15 protein-coding genes and 1 pseudogene are annotated in these 14,450 nt (G+C 70.3%); 8 read left to right on the top strand and 8 right to left on the bottom strand.

The genetic code is table 11. From position 1 onward, the window contains the following. From O1Q03_RS26925 to O1Q03_RS26915, 3 genes are read right to left on the bottom strand one after another with little or no spacing between them, the layout of a single operon-like run. Positions 1–933 carry a hydroxymethylglutaryl-CoA lyase gene (locus O1Q03_RS26925; protein WP_269507074.1) on the bottom strand — a complete coding sequence of 311 codons (933 nt, stop codon included), beginning with the start codon at positions 931–933 and terminating at the stop codon, positions 1–3. A 29-nt stretch (positions 934–962) separates the two neighbouring features. Then, positions 963–1,904 (bottom strand): 2-hydroxyacid dehydrogenase, encoded by a 942-nt coding sequence (locus tag O1Q03_RS26920; RefSeq protein WP_269507072.1) that lies wholly within the window; start codon positions 1,902–1,904, stop codon positions 963–965. Between the two features lie 4 nt (positions 1,905–1,908). Next, the gene (locus tag O1Q03_RS26915; protein WP_269507071.1) at positions 1,909–2,346 is read right to left on the bottom strand and encodes a VOC family protein; all 438 of its coding nucleotides are present in this window, start codon (positions 2,344–2,346) and stop codon (positions 1,909–1,911) included. A gap of 253 nt (positions 2,347–2,599) precedes the next feature. Between O1Q03_RS26915 and O1Q03_RS26910 the strand changes: the two genes are divergently transcribed. Further along, positions 2,600–3,223, top strand: a complete 624-nt coding sequence (locus tag O1Q03_RS26910) for an RBBP9/YdeN family alpha/beta hydrolase (protein WP_269507070.1) — start codon at positions 2,600–2,602, stop codon at positions 3,221–3,223. 24 nt (positions 3,224–3,247) lie between these two features. Here O1Q03_RS26910 and O1Q03_RS26905 read toward each other — a convergent pair. Together O1Q03_RS26905 and O1Q03_RS26900 are read right to left on the bottom strand one after the other, a co-directional pair. Next, positions 3,248–3,409: pseudogene (locus O1Q03_RS26905) on the bottom strand (phospholipase domain-containing protein); the annotation flags it as partial. 89 nt (positions 3,410–3,498) lie between these two features. Further along, entirely contained in the window at positions 3,499–3,777 is a 279-nt protein-coding gene (locus O1Q03_RS26900; RefSeq protein ID WP_269507069.1) for a hypothetical protein, read from the bottom strand. A gap of 521 nt (positions 3,778–4,298) precedes the next feature. On the opposite strand from O1Q03_RS26900, the gene O1Q03_RS26895 reads away from it, so the two are divergent. Genes O1Q03_RS26895 through O1Q03_RS26885 form a run of 3 tightly spaced genes read left to right on the top strand, consistent with a single transcriptional unit; the run spans position 4,299 to position 8,293 of the window. Further along, complete coding sequence (locus O1Q03_RS26895) at positions 4,299–5,051, top strand: (2Fe-2S)-binding protein (RefSeq protein ID WP_269507068.1); 753 nt, start codon at positions 4,299–4,301, stop codon at positions 5,049–5,051. 18 nt (positions 5,052–5,069) lie between these two features. Continuing rightward, a complete protein-coding gene (locus O1Q03_RS26890; RefSeq protein ID WP_269507066.1) occupies positions 5,070–6,071 on the top strand; it encodes an FAD binding domain-containing protein in 1,002 nt (333 codons plus the stop codon). Further along, positions 6,068–8,293, top strand: coding sequence for a xanthine dehydrogenase family protein molybdopterin-binding subunit (locus tag O1Q03_RS26885; protein ID WP_269507065.1), 2,226 nt, complete (start codon positions 6,068–6,070; stop codon positions 8,291–8,293). Before O1Q03_RS26890 ends, O1Q03_RS26885 begins: the two co-directional genes overlap by 4 nt. Positions 8,294–8,300: 7 nt before the next feature. Here O1Q03_RS26885 and O1Q03_RS26880 read toward each other — a convergent pair whose 3' ends face one another. Beyond that, entirely contained in the window at positions 8,301–9,221 is a 921-nt protein-coding gene (locus O1Q03_RS26880; RefSeq protein ID WP_269507064.1) for a LysR substrate-binding domain-containing protein, read from the bottom strand. 112 nt (positions 9,222–9,333) lie between these two features. Here O1Q03_RS26880 and O1Q03_RS26875 point away from each other — a divergent pair, with 112 nt between their 5' ends. Then, positions 9,334–9,972: a glutathione S-transferase family protein gene (locus O1Q03_RS26875; protein WP_269507063.1), complete on the top strand. Its 639-nt coding sequence runs from the start codon at positions 9,334–9,336 to the stop codon at positions 9,970–9,972. Positions 9,973–10,060: 88 nt separating this feature from the next. Here O1Q03_RS26875 and O1Q03_RS26870 read toward each other — a convergent pair whose 3' ends face one another. Further along, positions 10,061–11,350, bottom strand: coding sequence for an MFS transporter (locus O1Q03_RS26870; RefSeq protein WP_269507062.1), 1,290 nt, complete (start codon positions 11,348–11,350; stop codon positions 10,061–10,063). A gap of 106 nt (positions 11,351–11,456) precedes the next feature. Here O1Q03_RS26870 and O1Q03_RS26865 point away from each other — a divergent pair, with 106 nt between their 5' ends. From O1Q03_RS26865 to O1Q03_RS26855, 3 genes are all read left to right on the top strand, one after another. Continuing rightward, positions 11,457–12,485, top strand: coding sequence for a LysR substrate-binding domain-containing protein (locus O1Q03_RS26865; RefSeq protein ID WP_269507112.1), 1,029 nt, complete (start codon positions 11,457–11,459; stop codon positions 12,483–12,485). Positions 12,486–12,591: 106 nt separating this feature from the next. Then, positions 12,592–12,819 (top strand): type II toxin-antitoxin system Phd/YefM family antitoxin, encoded by a 228-nt coding sequence (locus O1Q03_RS26860; protein ID WP_442865855.1) that lies wholly within the window; start codon positions 12,592–12,594, stop codon positions 12,817–12,819. Beyond that, positions 12,819–13,199: a type II toxin-antitoxin system VapC family toxin gene (locus tag O1Q03_RS26855; RefSeq protein WP_269507060.1), complete on the top strand. Its 381-nt coding sequence runs from the start codon at positions 12,819–12,821 to the stop codon at positions 13,197–13,199. The genes O1Q03_RS26860 and O1Q03_RS26855 overlap by 1 nt, the downstream gene beginning before the upstream one ends. 21 nt (positions 13,200–13,220) lie before the next feature. Here O1Q03_RS26855 and dapA read toward each other — a convergent pair whose 3' ends face one another. Further along, positions 13,221–14,114 (bottom strand): 4-hydroxy-tetrahydrodipicolinate synthase, encoded by an 894-nt coding sequence (dapA, locus tag O1Q03_RS26850; RefSeq protein WP_269507059.1) that lies wholly within the window; start codon positions 14,112–14,114, stop codon positions 13,221–13,223. Between the last annotated feature and the right edge of the window lie 336 nt (positions 14,115–14,450).

Here is a 14,450-nt window from a genome sequence, read left to right as displayed (position 1 = left end):
TCAGACGCAGCTCGCCGCGTCGGCCGCGCTCTGGGCCTTGGCGAGCAGCGCGCGACCGGCGCGCGACACGTTCGCGCGGCCGATCGCGTTCGAGATGAAGTCGCCGGCGGCGACGACCTGTGCGAGATCGATGCCGGTCTCGATGCCGAGGCCCTGCATCAGGTACAGCACGTCCTCGGTCGCGACGTTGCCGGTCGCGCCCTTCGCATACGGGCAGCCGCCGAGGCCGGCCACCGATGCGTGGAAGATCTCGATCCCTTCGAACAGCGCCGCATAGATGTTCGCGAGCGCCTGGCCGTAGGTGTCGTGGAAGTGGCCCGACAGCCGTTCGCGCGGGAACACGCGCGTGACGGCGGACAGCACTTCGCGCGTGCGCTTCGGCGTGCCGACGCCGATCGTGTCGGCGATGTCGATCTCGTCGCAGCCGAGCGCGGCGAACCGTTCGACGACGTCGACCACCGATGCGACGGGCACCTCGCCCTGGTACGGGCAGCCGAGCGTGCACGACACGCTGCCGCGCAGCCGCACGCCGGCATCCTTCGCGGCCTTCGCGACCGGCTCGAAGCGCGCGATGCTCTCGGCGATGCTGCAGTTGATGTTCCGCTGCGAGAACGCTTCGCTCGCCGCACCGAAGATCACCACTTCGTCGGCGCGCGCGGCGAGCGCGTTCTCGACACCCTTCAGGTTCGGCGTGAGCACCGAATAGACGGTGCCCGCGCGACGCTCGATGCCGGCCATCACGTCGGCGCCGTCGGCCATCTGCGGCACCCATTTCGGCGACACGAACGACGCGGCCTCGATATTGCGGAAGCCGGCTTGCGACAGGCGATCGACGAGCGCGATCTTCACATCGGTCGGCACGAAGGTCTTTTCATTCTGCAGCCCGTCGCGCGGGCCGACTTCGACGATCTTGACGGCGGTGGGGAATGTCATGGTTGTCTCCGGTGTCATGTAGGGCGAATTCAGTAGCCGCGCGCGTAGTCGACGACACCGCCGACGCGCTCGCCGCGCGCCAGCGCGCGGATCTTGCCGGCGATCTGTTCGACGGCTTCGTCGCGCAGCGTCTCGGCGGAGCTGTGCGGGGTGATCGTGATGCGCGGTGCGTGCCAGAACGGATGCTCGGCCGGCAGCGGCTCGTGCCGGAACACGTCGAGCGTCGCGGCGGCGAGCTGGCCGCTCGCGAGCGCGTCGAGCAGGTCGGCTTCGACGAGATGCGCGCCGCGCGCGACGTTGATGACGTACGCACCCGGTGCGAGCCGCGCGAAGGTGCGCGCCGACAGGATGCCATCGGTATCGGCCGTGCTCGGCAGCAGATTCACGAGCACCTTCGCGCCGTCGATGCACGCGTCGAGCGCGCCGTCGCCCGCGAAGGTTTCGATCCCGTCGAGCTGCTTCGGGCTGCGGCTGTAGCCGCGCACCGGCAGGCCGAGCGCCGCGAGCCCCTGCGCGACCTGCGCGCCGAGCACGCCGAGGCCGAGCACGGCGACGGTGAAGCCCGCACGCGGATGCGGCGCAAGTGGCTGCCAGCGGCGCTCGCGCTGCAGCGTTTCGTATTCGTCGAAGCGGCGCAGGTAGCGCAGCACGGCATGCGCGACGTATTCGATCATCTGCTGCGCCATGCCGGAATCCTCGAGGCGCACCAGCGGCACGTCGCGCGGCAGCGTGCCGGGATGGTCGCGCTCGAGCGCGAGCAGCGCGTCGACGCCCGCGCCGAGGTTGAAGATCGCGCGCAATCCGTCGCGCGGCGTGAAGAACTCGCGCGGCGCGCGCCATACCAGCGCGTAATCGGCGGGGGCGGTGTCGCCCGGCTGCCACGCGCGCAACTCGGCTTCGGGCAATGCGTGCGCGATCGCGTCGCGCCACGCGGCGGCTTCCTGGTGCGGCGAATGGAACAGGATCTTCATGCGCTTACTTCGCGAACAGCTGGCCGATGTCGGCGAATGCCTTGAACTCCAGTGCATTGCCGCACGGATCGAGGAAGAACATGGTTGCCTGCTCGCCGACCTCGCCCTTGAAGCGGATGTGCGGCTCGATCACGAAGCGCGTGTGCGCGGCCCGCAGTTTTTCGGCGAGCGCATGCCACTCGTCCATCGACAGCACGACGCCGAAGTGGCGCACGGGCACGTCATCGCCATCGACCGGATTGACCGCGCTGGCGCCGGTCTGGTCCGGCGCGAGGTGCGCGACGAGCTGGTGCCCGAAGAAGTCGAAGTCGACCCAGTGCTCGGAGCTGCGGCCTTCGGGGCATCCGAGCAGGCCGCCGTAGAACGCGCGCGCGTCGACGAGGCTCGACACGGGAAAGGCGAGATGGAAAGGGCGCAGCGCGCCGGCGGGCGTAGCGGACATCGGGCGTCTCCTGTCGATCGGCACCGGCGCGGCAGCGCCCGGCCCGATCCGATGCGTGGCAAGCGGGAAGCCCACATTCTACGGTCTCGCGGCGCGTTGCGCCGTCATGCCGCCGCAGCAGCGCCACACGGGCCCGGCGCGCGGCGGCCCGTGCAAAAGCAAAGCACAAAAAATTGGTTCGGCGGCCGTGCGCGGCGCGCCACAATCGAAGCTCGTCTCCAATCGTCACCAAGCAACGCAAGCGAGGGCAATCATGCGCGCATGCAGCAAATCGGCGTGGCCGCCGCGGCTCGTGACCGTTCCGGGCCTGCACGGCAGCGAAGGCGCTCACTGGCAGACCTGGCTGGAGCGGCAATTCCCGCGCGCGCTGCGGGTCGAGCAGGCCGACTGGGATGCGCCCGACCTCGCGGGCTGGGCGCAGTCCGTCCGTGCGCTGCTCGAGCGCGAGCGCGGCCCGTTCGTGCTCGCCGCGCACAGCTTCGGCTGCCTCGCGGCCGCGCATGCGCTCGCGCAATGGCCGCAGGTGGCCGATGTCGCGGGCGTGCTGCTCGTCGCCCCCGCCAGTCCGAAGAAATTCACGTTCGCCGGGCCGTTCGACGCGCGCCGGCTTGCGGTGCCGTCGATCGTGATCGGCAGCGAAACCGATCCGTGGATGCCGCTCGCCGATGCGCGCACGCTCGCGCACCAGCTCGGCAGCGCGTTCGTGAACCTCGGCGATGCGGGACACATCAATACCGCGGCCGGCTTCGGGCCCTGGCCGCGCGCCAAATACTTCGTCGACACGCTGGTGCATTGCGCGGCGCCGCTGCGCTTTCGCGAAGCGGACGAAAACTTCGACGCCACGCTCGTCGATCGCGCGCTCGCATACGCGATCTGATGCCGGGCCGATACCGATCTGACCGGGCTGCGCCTGGTTGCGGCTGCGCGCGGTCGCGGCCGACACGTTGCCCGAGAACATCCGCACGAAACCGTTCGGGCCATACACCGGGAACGCGTACCTGCCGTTCGTCGCCGTCAGGTCGAAGCCCGCATGCAGCACGCGGCGCCCGCTGACTGTGCGACGGTGTGCAGGAAACGGCGGCGGCTGGATGACGTCATGTTATTTCACGTCGGTTCTGCGATCGGGGGACAGGGACGGGGCTGGAACGCGGATCAGTGCGGCGACGACGCGACGCCGGGCGCGGCCGCGGCCGGCGCGGACTTCGCGTCGTCGTCATCGGGCGGGTAGTGAATGACGGGCGGTGCGAGCGGTGCGGCATCGGACGCGGCGGCGTTCGCGCCTGCATCGTTGTTGAACGCGCTCGCGGAGCCGGACGGTGCGTGGGCCTGTTGCGACGCGTCGGCCGGGTGCGCGTCGTGCGATGCGTCGTCGCTGCAGGCGGCGGTGACGACAGCGGCACACAGTACGACGGCGAGGGCAACGCGATGCATGACTTCTCTCCAGGCAGGGTGATGGGAAACGTTTCCGAGTATGCCGATGCCGTGCGACGTTTCAGTGAATCGTTTGCGACCTCGACGTGATCGCAAAATGCTTTCGCAAACCTGACCAATCGCTTTCGCGCGCGGCGCCGGTATCGCGGGCGCAATTTTCCCGCGGATGCAGATGCCGCACGCATTTACACGCGTGTGCAATGCGGCGAATGGGCGCTGCGATGCGCGCACCGTGCGCGGCACCGCGGCCGAAATCGGTAATCGGCGGCCGATGTATCGAAAGGCCGCGCCGGACACCGGTGTTTCTTGCCGCTTCGACAGCCGCGCGTCAGCCATGCGCCAGCGTAGCGCCATAAGCCGCAACACAGGCTCGGATGCCGGCCGCTTGCCGTCCCCCATTGGCAGCGGCACCGCGCGCGGCACCGGAATTGCTCGTTGCGCCGATATGCATGCCGTTCCGCGCGGTGATCCGGGCACGGGCGGCACATCTGCGTCCCTCAACCATGCAGCGAGCGGAACTCATGTCCAGCGATCGACCCATTCCCCCATCCGCCGAGCCCGCGCGCGACGCCGTTGCGTCGCCGCCCGGGCGCGGCCATCCAGCGGCGCTGCCGTTGTCGCACGATACGCCGTCGAGTGCCGCGCGGCGCCGTTTCCTGCAATCCGCGGCGGCGGCCGCGACGGTGAGCGCGGCGCCGCACGTTCATGCGCAGGCGCCCGCGGCATCGCCTGCGGCTGCCCCGCACCGCGACGCGGTACCGGCGCAGCCTGTGCGCCTCGACATCAACGGGCGCGAATACGCGTTGCACCTCGAACCGCGCGTCACGCTGCTCGATGCGCTGCGCGAATACGCGGGGCTCACGGGCACGAAGAAGGGCTGCGACCGCGGACAGTGCGGCGCATGCACGGTGCTCGTCGACGGGCGGCGCATCAACGCATGCCTGACCCTCGCCGTGATGCACGAGGGCCAGCGGATCACGACCGTCGAAGGGCTGGCGCGCGATGGCGTGCCGAGCGCGATGCAGCGTGCGTTCGTCGATCACGATGCATTCCAGTGCGGCTATTGCACGTCCGGCCAGCTGTGTTCCGCAACGGCGCTGCTCGACGAATTCGCGGCCGGTGCGGCGAGCGCCGCGACCGCCGACGTGCGGCATCGTCCCGCGCAACTGTCGGACGACGAGATTCGCGAACGCATGAGCGGCAACCTGTGTCGCTGCGGTGCGTACCCGAACATCGTCGCCGCGGTGCGCGCCGCGCACGCGACCCGCAGCTAGGCGCAGGAGGGCACCGCAATGGAAGCGATCTCCTACGAACGCGCCGCCGACGTCGCGGGTGCCGTGCGCGCGGCGCAGCGCCCGGGCGCCGCTTTCATCGGCGGCGGCACGAACCTGCTGGACCTGATGAAGGGCGGCGTCGCGCGGCCCGTCGCGCTCATCGACATCACGCGCATCGCGGGCCTCGACGCGGTCGATGCGCTCCCCGGCGGCGGGCTGCGCATCGGTGCGCTGGTGCGTAACAGCGATGCCGCCGATCATCCGCGCGTCCGCGCGGACTATCCGCTGCTGTCGCAGGCGCTGCTCGCCGGCGCGTCCGCGCAATTGCGCAACATGGCGACCGTCGGCGGCAACCTGATGCAACGCACGCGCTGCCCGTATTTCTACGATCCCGCGTTCACGCAATGCAACAAGCGCGAGCCGGGCAGCGGCTGTGCGGCGATCGGCGGCCATAACCGGATGCACGCGATTCTCGGCGCGAGTGCGCAGTGCGTGGCGGTGAACCCGTCGGACATGAGCGTCGCGCTCGCGGCCCTCGATGCCGTCGTGCAGGTGAGCGGCCCGCGCGGCACACGGCAGATTCCGTTCGCGTCGTTTCACCGGCTGCCGGGCGAGCGGCCCGATCTCGACACGACGCTCGAACCGGGCGAACTGATCACCGCGGTGGACTTGCCGCCGCCGCGCTTTGCCGACCATGCGCACTATCTGAAGGTGCGCGATCGCGCGAGCTACGCGTTCGCGCTGGTGGCCGTGGCGGCGGCGTTGCGCATGGAAGGCGCGCGTGTGGCGGATGCGCGGATCGCGCTCGGCGGCGTCGCGCACAAGCCGTGGCGTGCGACGGCCGCGGAACGGCATCTCGCGGGCCGCGCGCCGACCGATGCGGCGATTCGCGAGGCCGCCGCGCTTGCGTTGCACGATGCGCGGCCGCTCGACGGCAATGGATTCAAGGTCGCGCTCGCGCAGCGCGCGATCGTCCGCGCGGTGAAAACGGCCGCGGGCACGACGGGAGAGACGGCATGAACACGGTGACCGGACAGCCGCTCGATCGTGTCGACGGCGTACTGAAGGTGACGGGCGGCGCGCGCTATGCGGCCGAATTCGCCGATGCGCGGCTCGCGCATGCGGTGCTCGTCACGAGCACGGTCGCATCGGCGCGCATCGAATCGATCGACACGGCGCGCGCACGCGCGATGCCCGGCGTGCTGCTCGTGATGACTTACGAGAATGCGATCCGGCTGCCCCACGGCGGCCGCCCGCCGCTGTCGCCGCCCGCCGGGCGCCGGCTCACGCTGCTGCAGGAGGACGTGGTGCGCTACAACAACGAGCCCGTCGCGGTCGTCGTCGCCGAAACGCTCGAACAGGCGACCGACGCCGCGAATGCCGTGCACGTGCGCTATCGCGAGCAGCACGCCGCACTGGATTTCGCGCGCGAGAAGGGCGGCGCGCGCGTGCCGCCCAAGCAGCAGGGGCGTGAGATGGACACGCTGCGCGGCGACGTCGAGGCAGGCGTGCGCGACGGCGCGGTGCGCATCGACGCAACCTACACGACGCCGATGCAGCACCACAACCCGATCGAGCCGCACGCGACGATGGCCCGCTGGGATGGCCCGACGCTCACGCTGCACGATGCGACGCAGGGCGTGTCGGGTTCGAAAACGGCGGTGGCCGCGGTGTTCGGCATCGCGCCGGAACGGGTACGCGTGATTTCGCCGTTCCTCGGCGGCGGCTTCGGCTGCAAGGGATCGTCGTGGTCGCACGTGTCGCTGTGCGCGATGGCGGCGAAGCAGGTGGGGCGCCCGGTGCGGCTCGTGCTGACGCGGCCGCAGATGTTCGGCCCGGTCGGCGGGCGGCCGTTCACCGAGCAGCGCGTGATGCTGGCCGCCCGCCGCGACGGCACGCTGACGGCGATGCGCCACGACTCGATCGTCACCACGTCGACGTTCGAGGACTGGACGGAAACGTGCGGGATGCCGGCGCGGATGATGTATGCGGTGCCGAACCTGGCGACCACGCACCGGATCGTCGCGCTGAACGTCGGCACGCCGACGTTCATGCGCGCGCCCGGTGAAGCGTCCGGTTCGTTCGCGCTCGAATCGGCGATGGACGAACTCGCGTGGCGGCTCGGCATCGACCCGGTCGCGCTGCGGCTCGCGAATTATGCGGAGGTCGACCCGGAGGACGGCAAGCCGTGGTCGAGCAACAAGCTGCGCGAGTGCTACCGCGTCGGCGCGCAGCGCTTCGGCTGGTCGCGGCGCACCGCCGCGCCGCGCACGATGCGCGACGGCGATACGCTGATCGGCCTCGGCATGGCGGCCGCGACGTATCCGGCGAACCGCAGCGAGGCATCGGCGCGCGCGCGCATTCTTGCCGACGGCACGGCCGAAGTCGCGTCGGGCACGCAGGATATCGGTACGGGCACCTACACGGTGATGACGCAGGTCGCCGCCGACGCGCTGGGCTTCGCGCCGCAGAACGTGCGCTTCGTGCTCGGCGATTCGAGCCTGCCGGCTGCGCCGGTATCGGGCGGCTCGCAGTCGGCCGCGAGCGTCGCGCCGGCCGTGCGCGAGGCCGCGTCGCAGGCGCGCGCGAAACTGGTCGCGCTGGCGATCGCCGATCCGGGGTCGCCGTTGCACGGCGCCGCGATGGACGACGTGTCGGTCGAGAGCGGCTGGGTCGTGCATCGCGGCAAGCCGTCGCGGCGCGATCCGGCCGCCGCGGTGATCGCACGCGCGGGCGGCCGGCCGATCGAAGCGCAGGCGACGACGAAGCCGGGCGACGAGAAGTCGCGCTACGCGTCGCATTCGTTCGGCGCGGTGTTCGCCGAAGTGCACGTCGATGCCGAGCTCGGCACGATCCGCGTGCCGCGCATCGTCGGCGCGTACAGCGTCGGCAGCCTGCTGAATGCGAAGACCGCACGCAGCCAGTTGATCGGCGGGATGGTCTGGGGGCTCGGCACCGCGCTCGAGGAGGGCTCGTTTCTGGACGTGCGGCATGGCCGCTTCACGAACGCGAACCTCGCGGAATATCACGTGCCCGTGAACGCGGATATCGGCGATCTCGACGTGAGCTTCGTCGACGAACGCGACACGAACTTCAATCCGCTCGGCATTCGCGGCATCGGCGAGATCGGGATCACCGGCGTGCCGGCCGCGATCGCCAATGCGGTTTATCACGCGACGGGCGTGCGCGTGCGCGACCTGCCGATCACGCTCGACAAGGTGGCGATGCTCGCGCGCGCCTGAGCGCGCGTCAGCGGCGCGGGGTCCTGCGCCGCACTTCGCTGCGCAGCCAGTCGAGCCACGTGCGGATCGCCGCTTCGTGCGGATGACCGGGGCGCCACACCACGTAATGCGCGTACACGTCGGTCACGCGCACCGTCGAGATGCGCACGAGCGTGCCGGCCGCGAGTTCGGGCTCGATCAGCGAACGGCGCGCGAGCGCGACGCCGCGACCTTTCAGCGTCGCGTCGATCAGCGCGTTCGCATCGGTGAAGCGCGGTGCGCGCGAGGACTCGGTGAGGTCGAGCCGCGCGGCCTGGAACCACGGCTCCCACGGCTGCGCGGGATGGCGCAGCAGCGTCGCGCGCACGAGATCGGCGGGCGTGCGCGGCGCGATCCCGTCGCGATTGCGGTACGCGGGGCTCGCGACCGGGAAGACCGTCTCGTTCATCAGCTTCTCGGCGACGACGCCGGGCCACGTGCCGGGCCCGTAGCGCAGCGCGACGTCGATGCGGTCGCGCTTGCGCAGCGGCGCGAGCGCCGCGTCCGGATGCAGCACGATCGCGATGTGCGGATGCGCGGCCGCGAAACGCGGCAGGCGCGGCACGAGCCAGCGCTCGGCGACGCTCGGCAGCACGCTCACGTTCAGCGTGACGTCGCAGGTGCGCGGACGATTGCGCGCGGCAAGCGTCGGCTCGAATGCGCGTTCGAGCACGCTCAGGCCCTGACGCACCTGCAGCACGAGTGCGTGCGCGGCATGCGTGGGCGCGGCGCCGTTGCGCTCGCGCGTGAACAACGGATAGCCGAGCTGCGCTTCGAGCGTGCGGATGTGCTGGCTGACCGCGCCTTGCGTGAGCGCGAGTTCGTCGGCGGCACGCGTGAAGCTCTGCAGCCGCACGGCGGCTTCGAACGCTCGCAGCGTCTGCAGCGGGGGGAGATGGATGCGTCGCATCTGGCATTAGTATCACTCATGCCCGAGCACGACAATTCATCGTTTGTGGCGAGGGCCGCTGCGTTCCTACACTCGGTTCCGTCTTCCAACAGGCCCGTGGGGCAACGCCATCATGAACGCATATCGACTCTATCTTTCGCCGGGCGCATGTTCGCTCGCCGCCCACATCGCACTCGAGGAAACCGGCGCGCCGTTCGACGTCGAGATCGTCTCCGTGCGCGAGCAGCAGAACCTCGACGCACGCTATCTCGCGATCAACCCGAAGGGGCGCGTGCCGGTGCTCGCGATTCCGGGCGAGCCGCGCGTGCTGACCGAAACGCCCGCGATCCTCACGTATCTCGCGCGGCGGTATCCGGACGCGCAGCTGCTGCCGCTCGGCGATGCGCTGCGCGAGGCGCGCTGCCATGAATGGCTCGCGTGGCTGGTCGGCTGGGTACACGGCGTCGGCTACGGCACGTTGTGGCGGCCGGGGCGCTTCATCGGCGATCCGGCGCTGCACGGCGCGATCAGCGAGCATGGGCGCGGGCTGATCGATGCGGCGAACGCGACGATCGAAGCTGCGCTCGCTGACGGCCGCACATGGGCCGAGCCGGGCGGCCATTCGATCGTCGATCCGTTCCTGCTCGTGCTGTATCGCTGGGGCGTCGCGATCGGGTTCGACATGACGAAGCATCCCGCATGGAGCGCGCATGCGCGGCGCGAGGCCGAACGGCCGGCCGCGCGGCGCGCGCTCGCGCGGGAGGCGGTGTGACGGGGCGACCGGCTGACGATGCATGAACGCCGCGGCCGGCGGCTGCCGCGACGTTCGCGCAGCCCGTGCGGTCGCTATCGGACATTCGCTATCGCGCAAAGAGCGGATAGGTCGCGCCCGCGATCAACGCAGTCGCGAGCCAGACCACGCTCCACGAACTCACGGCAAGCAGTGGCGGAATTGCGAGCGGCGTCGCGAACAGCCCGAGATACACGATCGTGTTGGCCATCCCGAGCGCGGTGCCCGCGTGGTCGGCGCCCGCGAGCGTCGCGAGTTCGGTGTACGCGACGCCGTGCCATGCCGACACGCAGATGCCGGCGAACACCAGGATCGCGACGATCGCGGCAAGCGGCACGTGCGGGCTGCCGGCCGTGGCGGCCGCGAGCAGTGCGAACGAGCCGGCCGCCACGCATACGGAGCCGCGCAGGTACGCGCGCCGGTTGCCGTGCCGGTCGGTATGGCGACCGCTCCATACGCGCATCGCCATCGCGCCGAGTTTCAGCGTGACCATCGCCATGCTGATGCCCGCGAGGCCGAGCCGGCCGAAATCGTGCAGGAACACGGTCGCGAACGTGAGCACCGCGAACTGCGGCGCGCACAGCGCACCGATGCCGAGCACGATGCGCCAGACGGCGCCGCTTGCCAGCGGATTGCGTGCGGGATTGCGTGCGTGCCGCGCCGGCGGTTGCGGTGCGACAGCGCGGTTCGCGGCGACGCGCACGGGCTGCGCTGCGGCCGACGCGGCAGGCGGCTCGTGCAGCCAGCGCCACGTCAGCGCGGCCGATCCGGCGCACAGCAGCATCAGCGCGCCATACACCGCGGCGAAGCCCGCATGCGACGCGAGCGACGGCAGCAGCGCCGCGCCGACGCCGCCGCCGAGCGGCACGGCCGTCTGGCGGATGCTCATCGCGAGCCCGCGTTCGCGTTCGCCGAACCAGCGCATCACCGCGCGTCCGCTCGACCCGTTCACGCTGCCGCCGAGCAGGCCGACGCAGCACATCGCGGCGACGATGCGCACGAGCGGCGGCACGGCATCCGCGGTCGGGACGATCGTGGCGACCATCAGCGCCAGCATCGCGGCGGTTGCGACGAGGCCGGTAAGCAGCACGCGGCGGTCGCCGAAGCGGTCGGCGGCCATCCCCCACGGCAGCTCGGACAGCGCGACGCCGAAGCCGAGCGCGCCCAGCACGAGGCCGAGCGCACCGTTGTCGAGGTGATAGGCCGAGCGCATCCAGACGGCCGTGGTCGGGATGCCGGCCGCGGCGGCGGAAAAGCTCATGTTCGCGGCGACGCCGGCCGCGAGCACGCGCCAGCGATGGGCCGGGCCGCGCGCATTGCGGGCGGTCGGGGACGGGGAGTCGAGGCAGGAGGTGTCCATGGCGACGGAGTCCGGTGGAAATTGACATCGCCAGTGTGGCGACCTACATTCATCCTGAAAATCGGAAAGTTTTTGATGAATCGTTCGATAAAACGGGATGATCGAGATGTCCGGACAACACCATGCCCACGGCGCCGCAGCGCCTGACGCCGCGCTGCGCCGGCCGAACTTCGACGTGGCGGCGTTGCGCAGCCTGGTTGCGGGCGTGGATCTCGGGAGCTTCGCGAGGGCGGCCGATCGGGTTGCGCGTTCGTCGTCGGCGGTCAGCGCGCAGATTCGCAAGCTCGAGGAGCAGGCCGGCACGCCGCTGTTCGTGAAGGCGGGGCGCGGGCTCGCGCTGACCGACGCCGGCGACGCGATGCTGCGCTATGCGCGGCGGATGATCGAGTTGAACGACGAGGCGGCCGCGGCCGTGCGCGGCGTGAATCTGGACGGCTGGGTGCGGGTCGGCCTGCAGGAGGATTTCGGCGAGGCGATCCTGCCCGACGTGCTCGGGCGTTTCGCGCGTGCGCATCCGAAGGTGAGGATCGAGGCGCGCGTCGCACGCAATGCCGACCTGCTCGACCGGCTCGACGCGAACCAGCTCGACCTCGCGCTCGTGTGGGGCGACCCGGCGTCCGCGGCGCTGATCTCGCGGGCCGGTGTCGACAGCGACGTGATCGCGCAGGTGCCGATGCAATGGATCGCGGCGGTGAGCGCGGGCAGCTTCGACATGCCGGACCGCGGCGGCCACGCGGATGCGGCGGACGACCGCGACGCGGGCATGCGTGCCGTGCGTGTGTCGGGCGAGCCGCTGCCGCTCGTCGTGTTCGACCGCCCGTGCCGGTTCTTCGGCGCGGCGACCGACGCGCTCGATCGCGCGGGCATGCCGTGGCGCGTCGCGTTCACGACGCCGAGCCTGGCCGGACTGTGGGCCGCGGCGTCGGCCGGCCTCGGGCTGACGGTGCGCTCGCACTACGGGCTGCCGGCGTCGGTGCGGGTGATCGATGCGGCGTCGTTCGGGCTGCCGGCGCTGCCCAGCCTGCCGCTGATGCTGCTGCGGCGCACGTCGTCGATCACGCCGAGCGTCGAGCGGCTCGCGCGGATCGTCACGCAGGCGGTGCAGGACGCGACGGTGGGGACCGTTGCGGCTTGATTCCGGGGCCGCAAGCGCGGCGAATCCGCGATCGGCTGGACGTTCGGTCTATTGGAGCAATCGGGCGAATGTCGTAAAAATAGTGGGTCACTCAATGGAGCCCATCATGCAAGTTGCCACCGTTCCCGAAGCCACGCTCGATCTCCAGCGCCTTCTCGATGCCGCGATTGCCGGCGAACGCGTCGTGATCACGCAGGCCGGCAAGCAGTCGGTCAGGCTCGTACCGCTCGAGCCGATTCATCAGTTTGGTGCCCTCAAGGGAGAGATATGGATTGCCGACGATTTCGATGCGCCGCTGTCCGCCGAAGAGCTGGCTGAGTTCGAAGGGAAATAATGCGGTTGCTGGTCGATACACACATCTTTCTCTGGATGTGGGGCGATGATCCGAAACTGAGCGTTCGCGCGCGCAGACTGATCACCGCTGCCGATACCGTGTTCATCAGCAGCGCGAGCATCTGGGAAGTCGCGATCAAGGCCGGGAAGGGAAAGCTGGACGTCGATGTGGACCGGCTGGTCGCCCAACTGAAGACCAGCAAGTACCGCGAGCTGCCGGTTCGGGCCACGCACGGCGCTGCCGTGCGTCATCTGCCGCATCATCATGGCGACCCGTTCGACCGGCTGCTCGTCGCGCAGGCGTGGTGCGAACCGTTGCTGCTCGTTACGGCCGACAGCCACCTTGCGCAGTATCGCGAGTCCCGAATCGTGACAGTCTGAAACAGTTTCGGGAGCGAAGCGCTAGGCCGTCGCGCTAGCCGGTGCCGATGCGTCGAGTGCGGCGCAGAGTCGGGCGAGCCTGTCCCGCAACGCATCGCTCGCCGGCACGAACGGCAGCCGCAGTCCATCCTCGCACCATCCCTGCGCAGCCAGCACCGCCTTCACCGGCGCCGGGTTCGGCTCCGCGAACAGCGCGGCAACCAGCGGCTGCAGTGCGACCGACAGCCGTCGCGCATCGGCCAGCCGATCGTCGCGCAGCAGCGCATGGATACGCACGTGCCATTCCGGCAGCACGTGCGCGCTGCTCGCGATCGCACCGTGCGCGCCGGCGCACAGCGCGGCGAAGTTCTGGTTGTCGTCGCCGGACAGGATCGCGAGCGGCGTGTCGTGCACGAGCCGGCTCATCCGCTCGAGCGTGCCGCCGCATTCCTTGATGCCCGCGACGCGCGAATCGCACGCGAGCGCCTGCAGCGTTTCCAGTTCGACGTTCACGCCGGTGCGGTACGGGATGTTGTAGACGAGCACCGGCAAATCGGCCGCATCGACGATCGCCTCGACGTGGCGGCGAATGCCGTCCTGCGTCGGCCGCACGTAGACGGGCGGCGTGACGAGCAGCCCGTCGGGCCGCAGCGCGGCCAGTTCGCGCGCACGCGCGGCCGCGACATGCGTCGCGCTCGCGGTGAGCCCGACGACGATCGGCAGCGCGGGCACCGCGTCGCGCAGCGTCGCGAACACGGCGTCCTGTTCGCGGGCGTCGAGCAGCACGCCTTCACCGGTCGTCGCGCCCGCGACGAAGCCCGCGATGCCCGCGGCCGCATAGTGACGGGCGAGTCGCGCGAGTGCGCCGTGATCGACTTCGCCGTGGTGGAACGGCGTGATGAGCGGCAGCCAGATACCTTCGAAACGTGTGTGCATGCAAAACCTCATGGTGGAAACGGAGTGGGAAGGAACCGTTCCGCCGGCGGAGTGCCGGATCGAGGCGTGCGAGCAAGGAGAAAGAAAACGACCTGCGGGCATCCCGTCCGGCATTCGCCTGACGGGACGCGACGTCCCCGTCAGTCGAGGCGTCGTTTTTTGAGTTTCAGCCCGGCCGCGCGCGCACCTGCCGCGACGGCGGCGAGGATCGGGAGCGAACGCAGGGCAGCGGACATGGATGGACCGGGAAAAAGGGCTGAGCGGGGATCTTAACACCGGATCCGGTGCATGCGCGAGCGGCGCGCGCCGCTTAGCAGGATTCGAGATTTGCTTTGC

Source organism: Burkholderia sp. IMCC1007, from assembly GCF_027257875.1.
Classification (GTDB): Bacteria; Pseudomonadota; Gammaproteobacteria; order Burkholderiales; family Burkholderiaceae; genus Burkholderia.
Note: the sequence above shows the minus strand (reverse complement) of the source record. Positions and strands in the feature narration are given on the sequence as shown.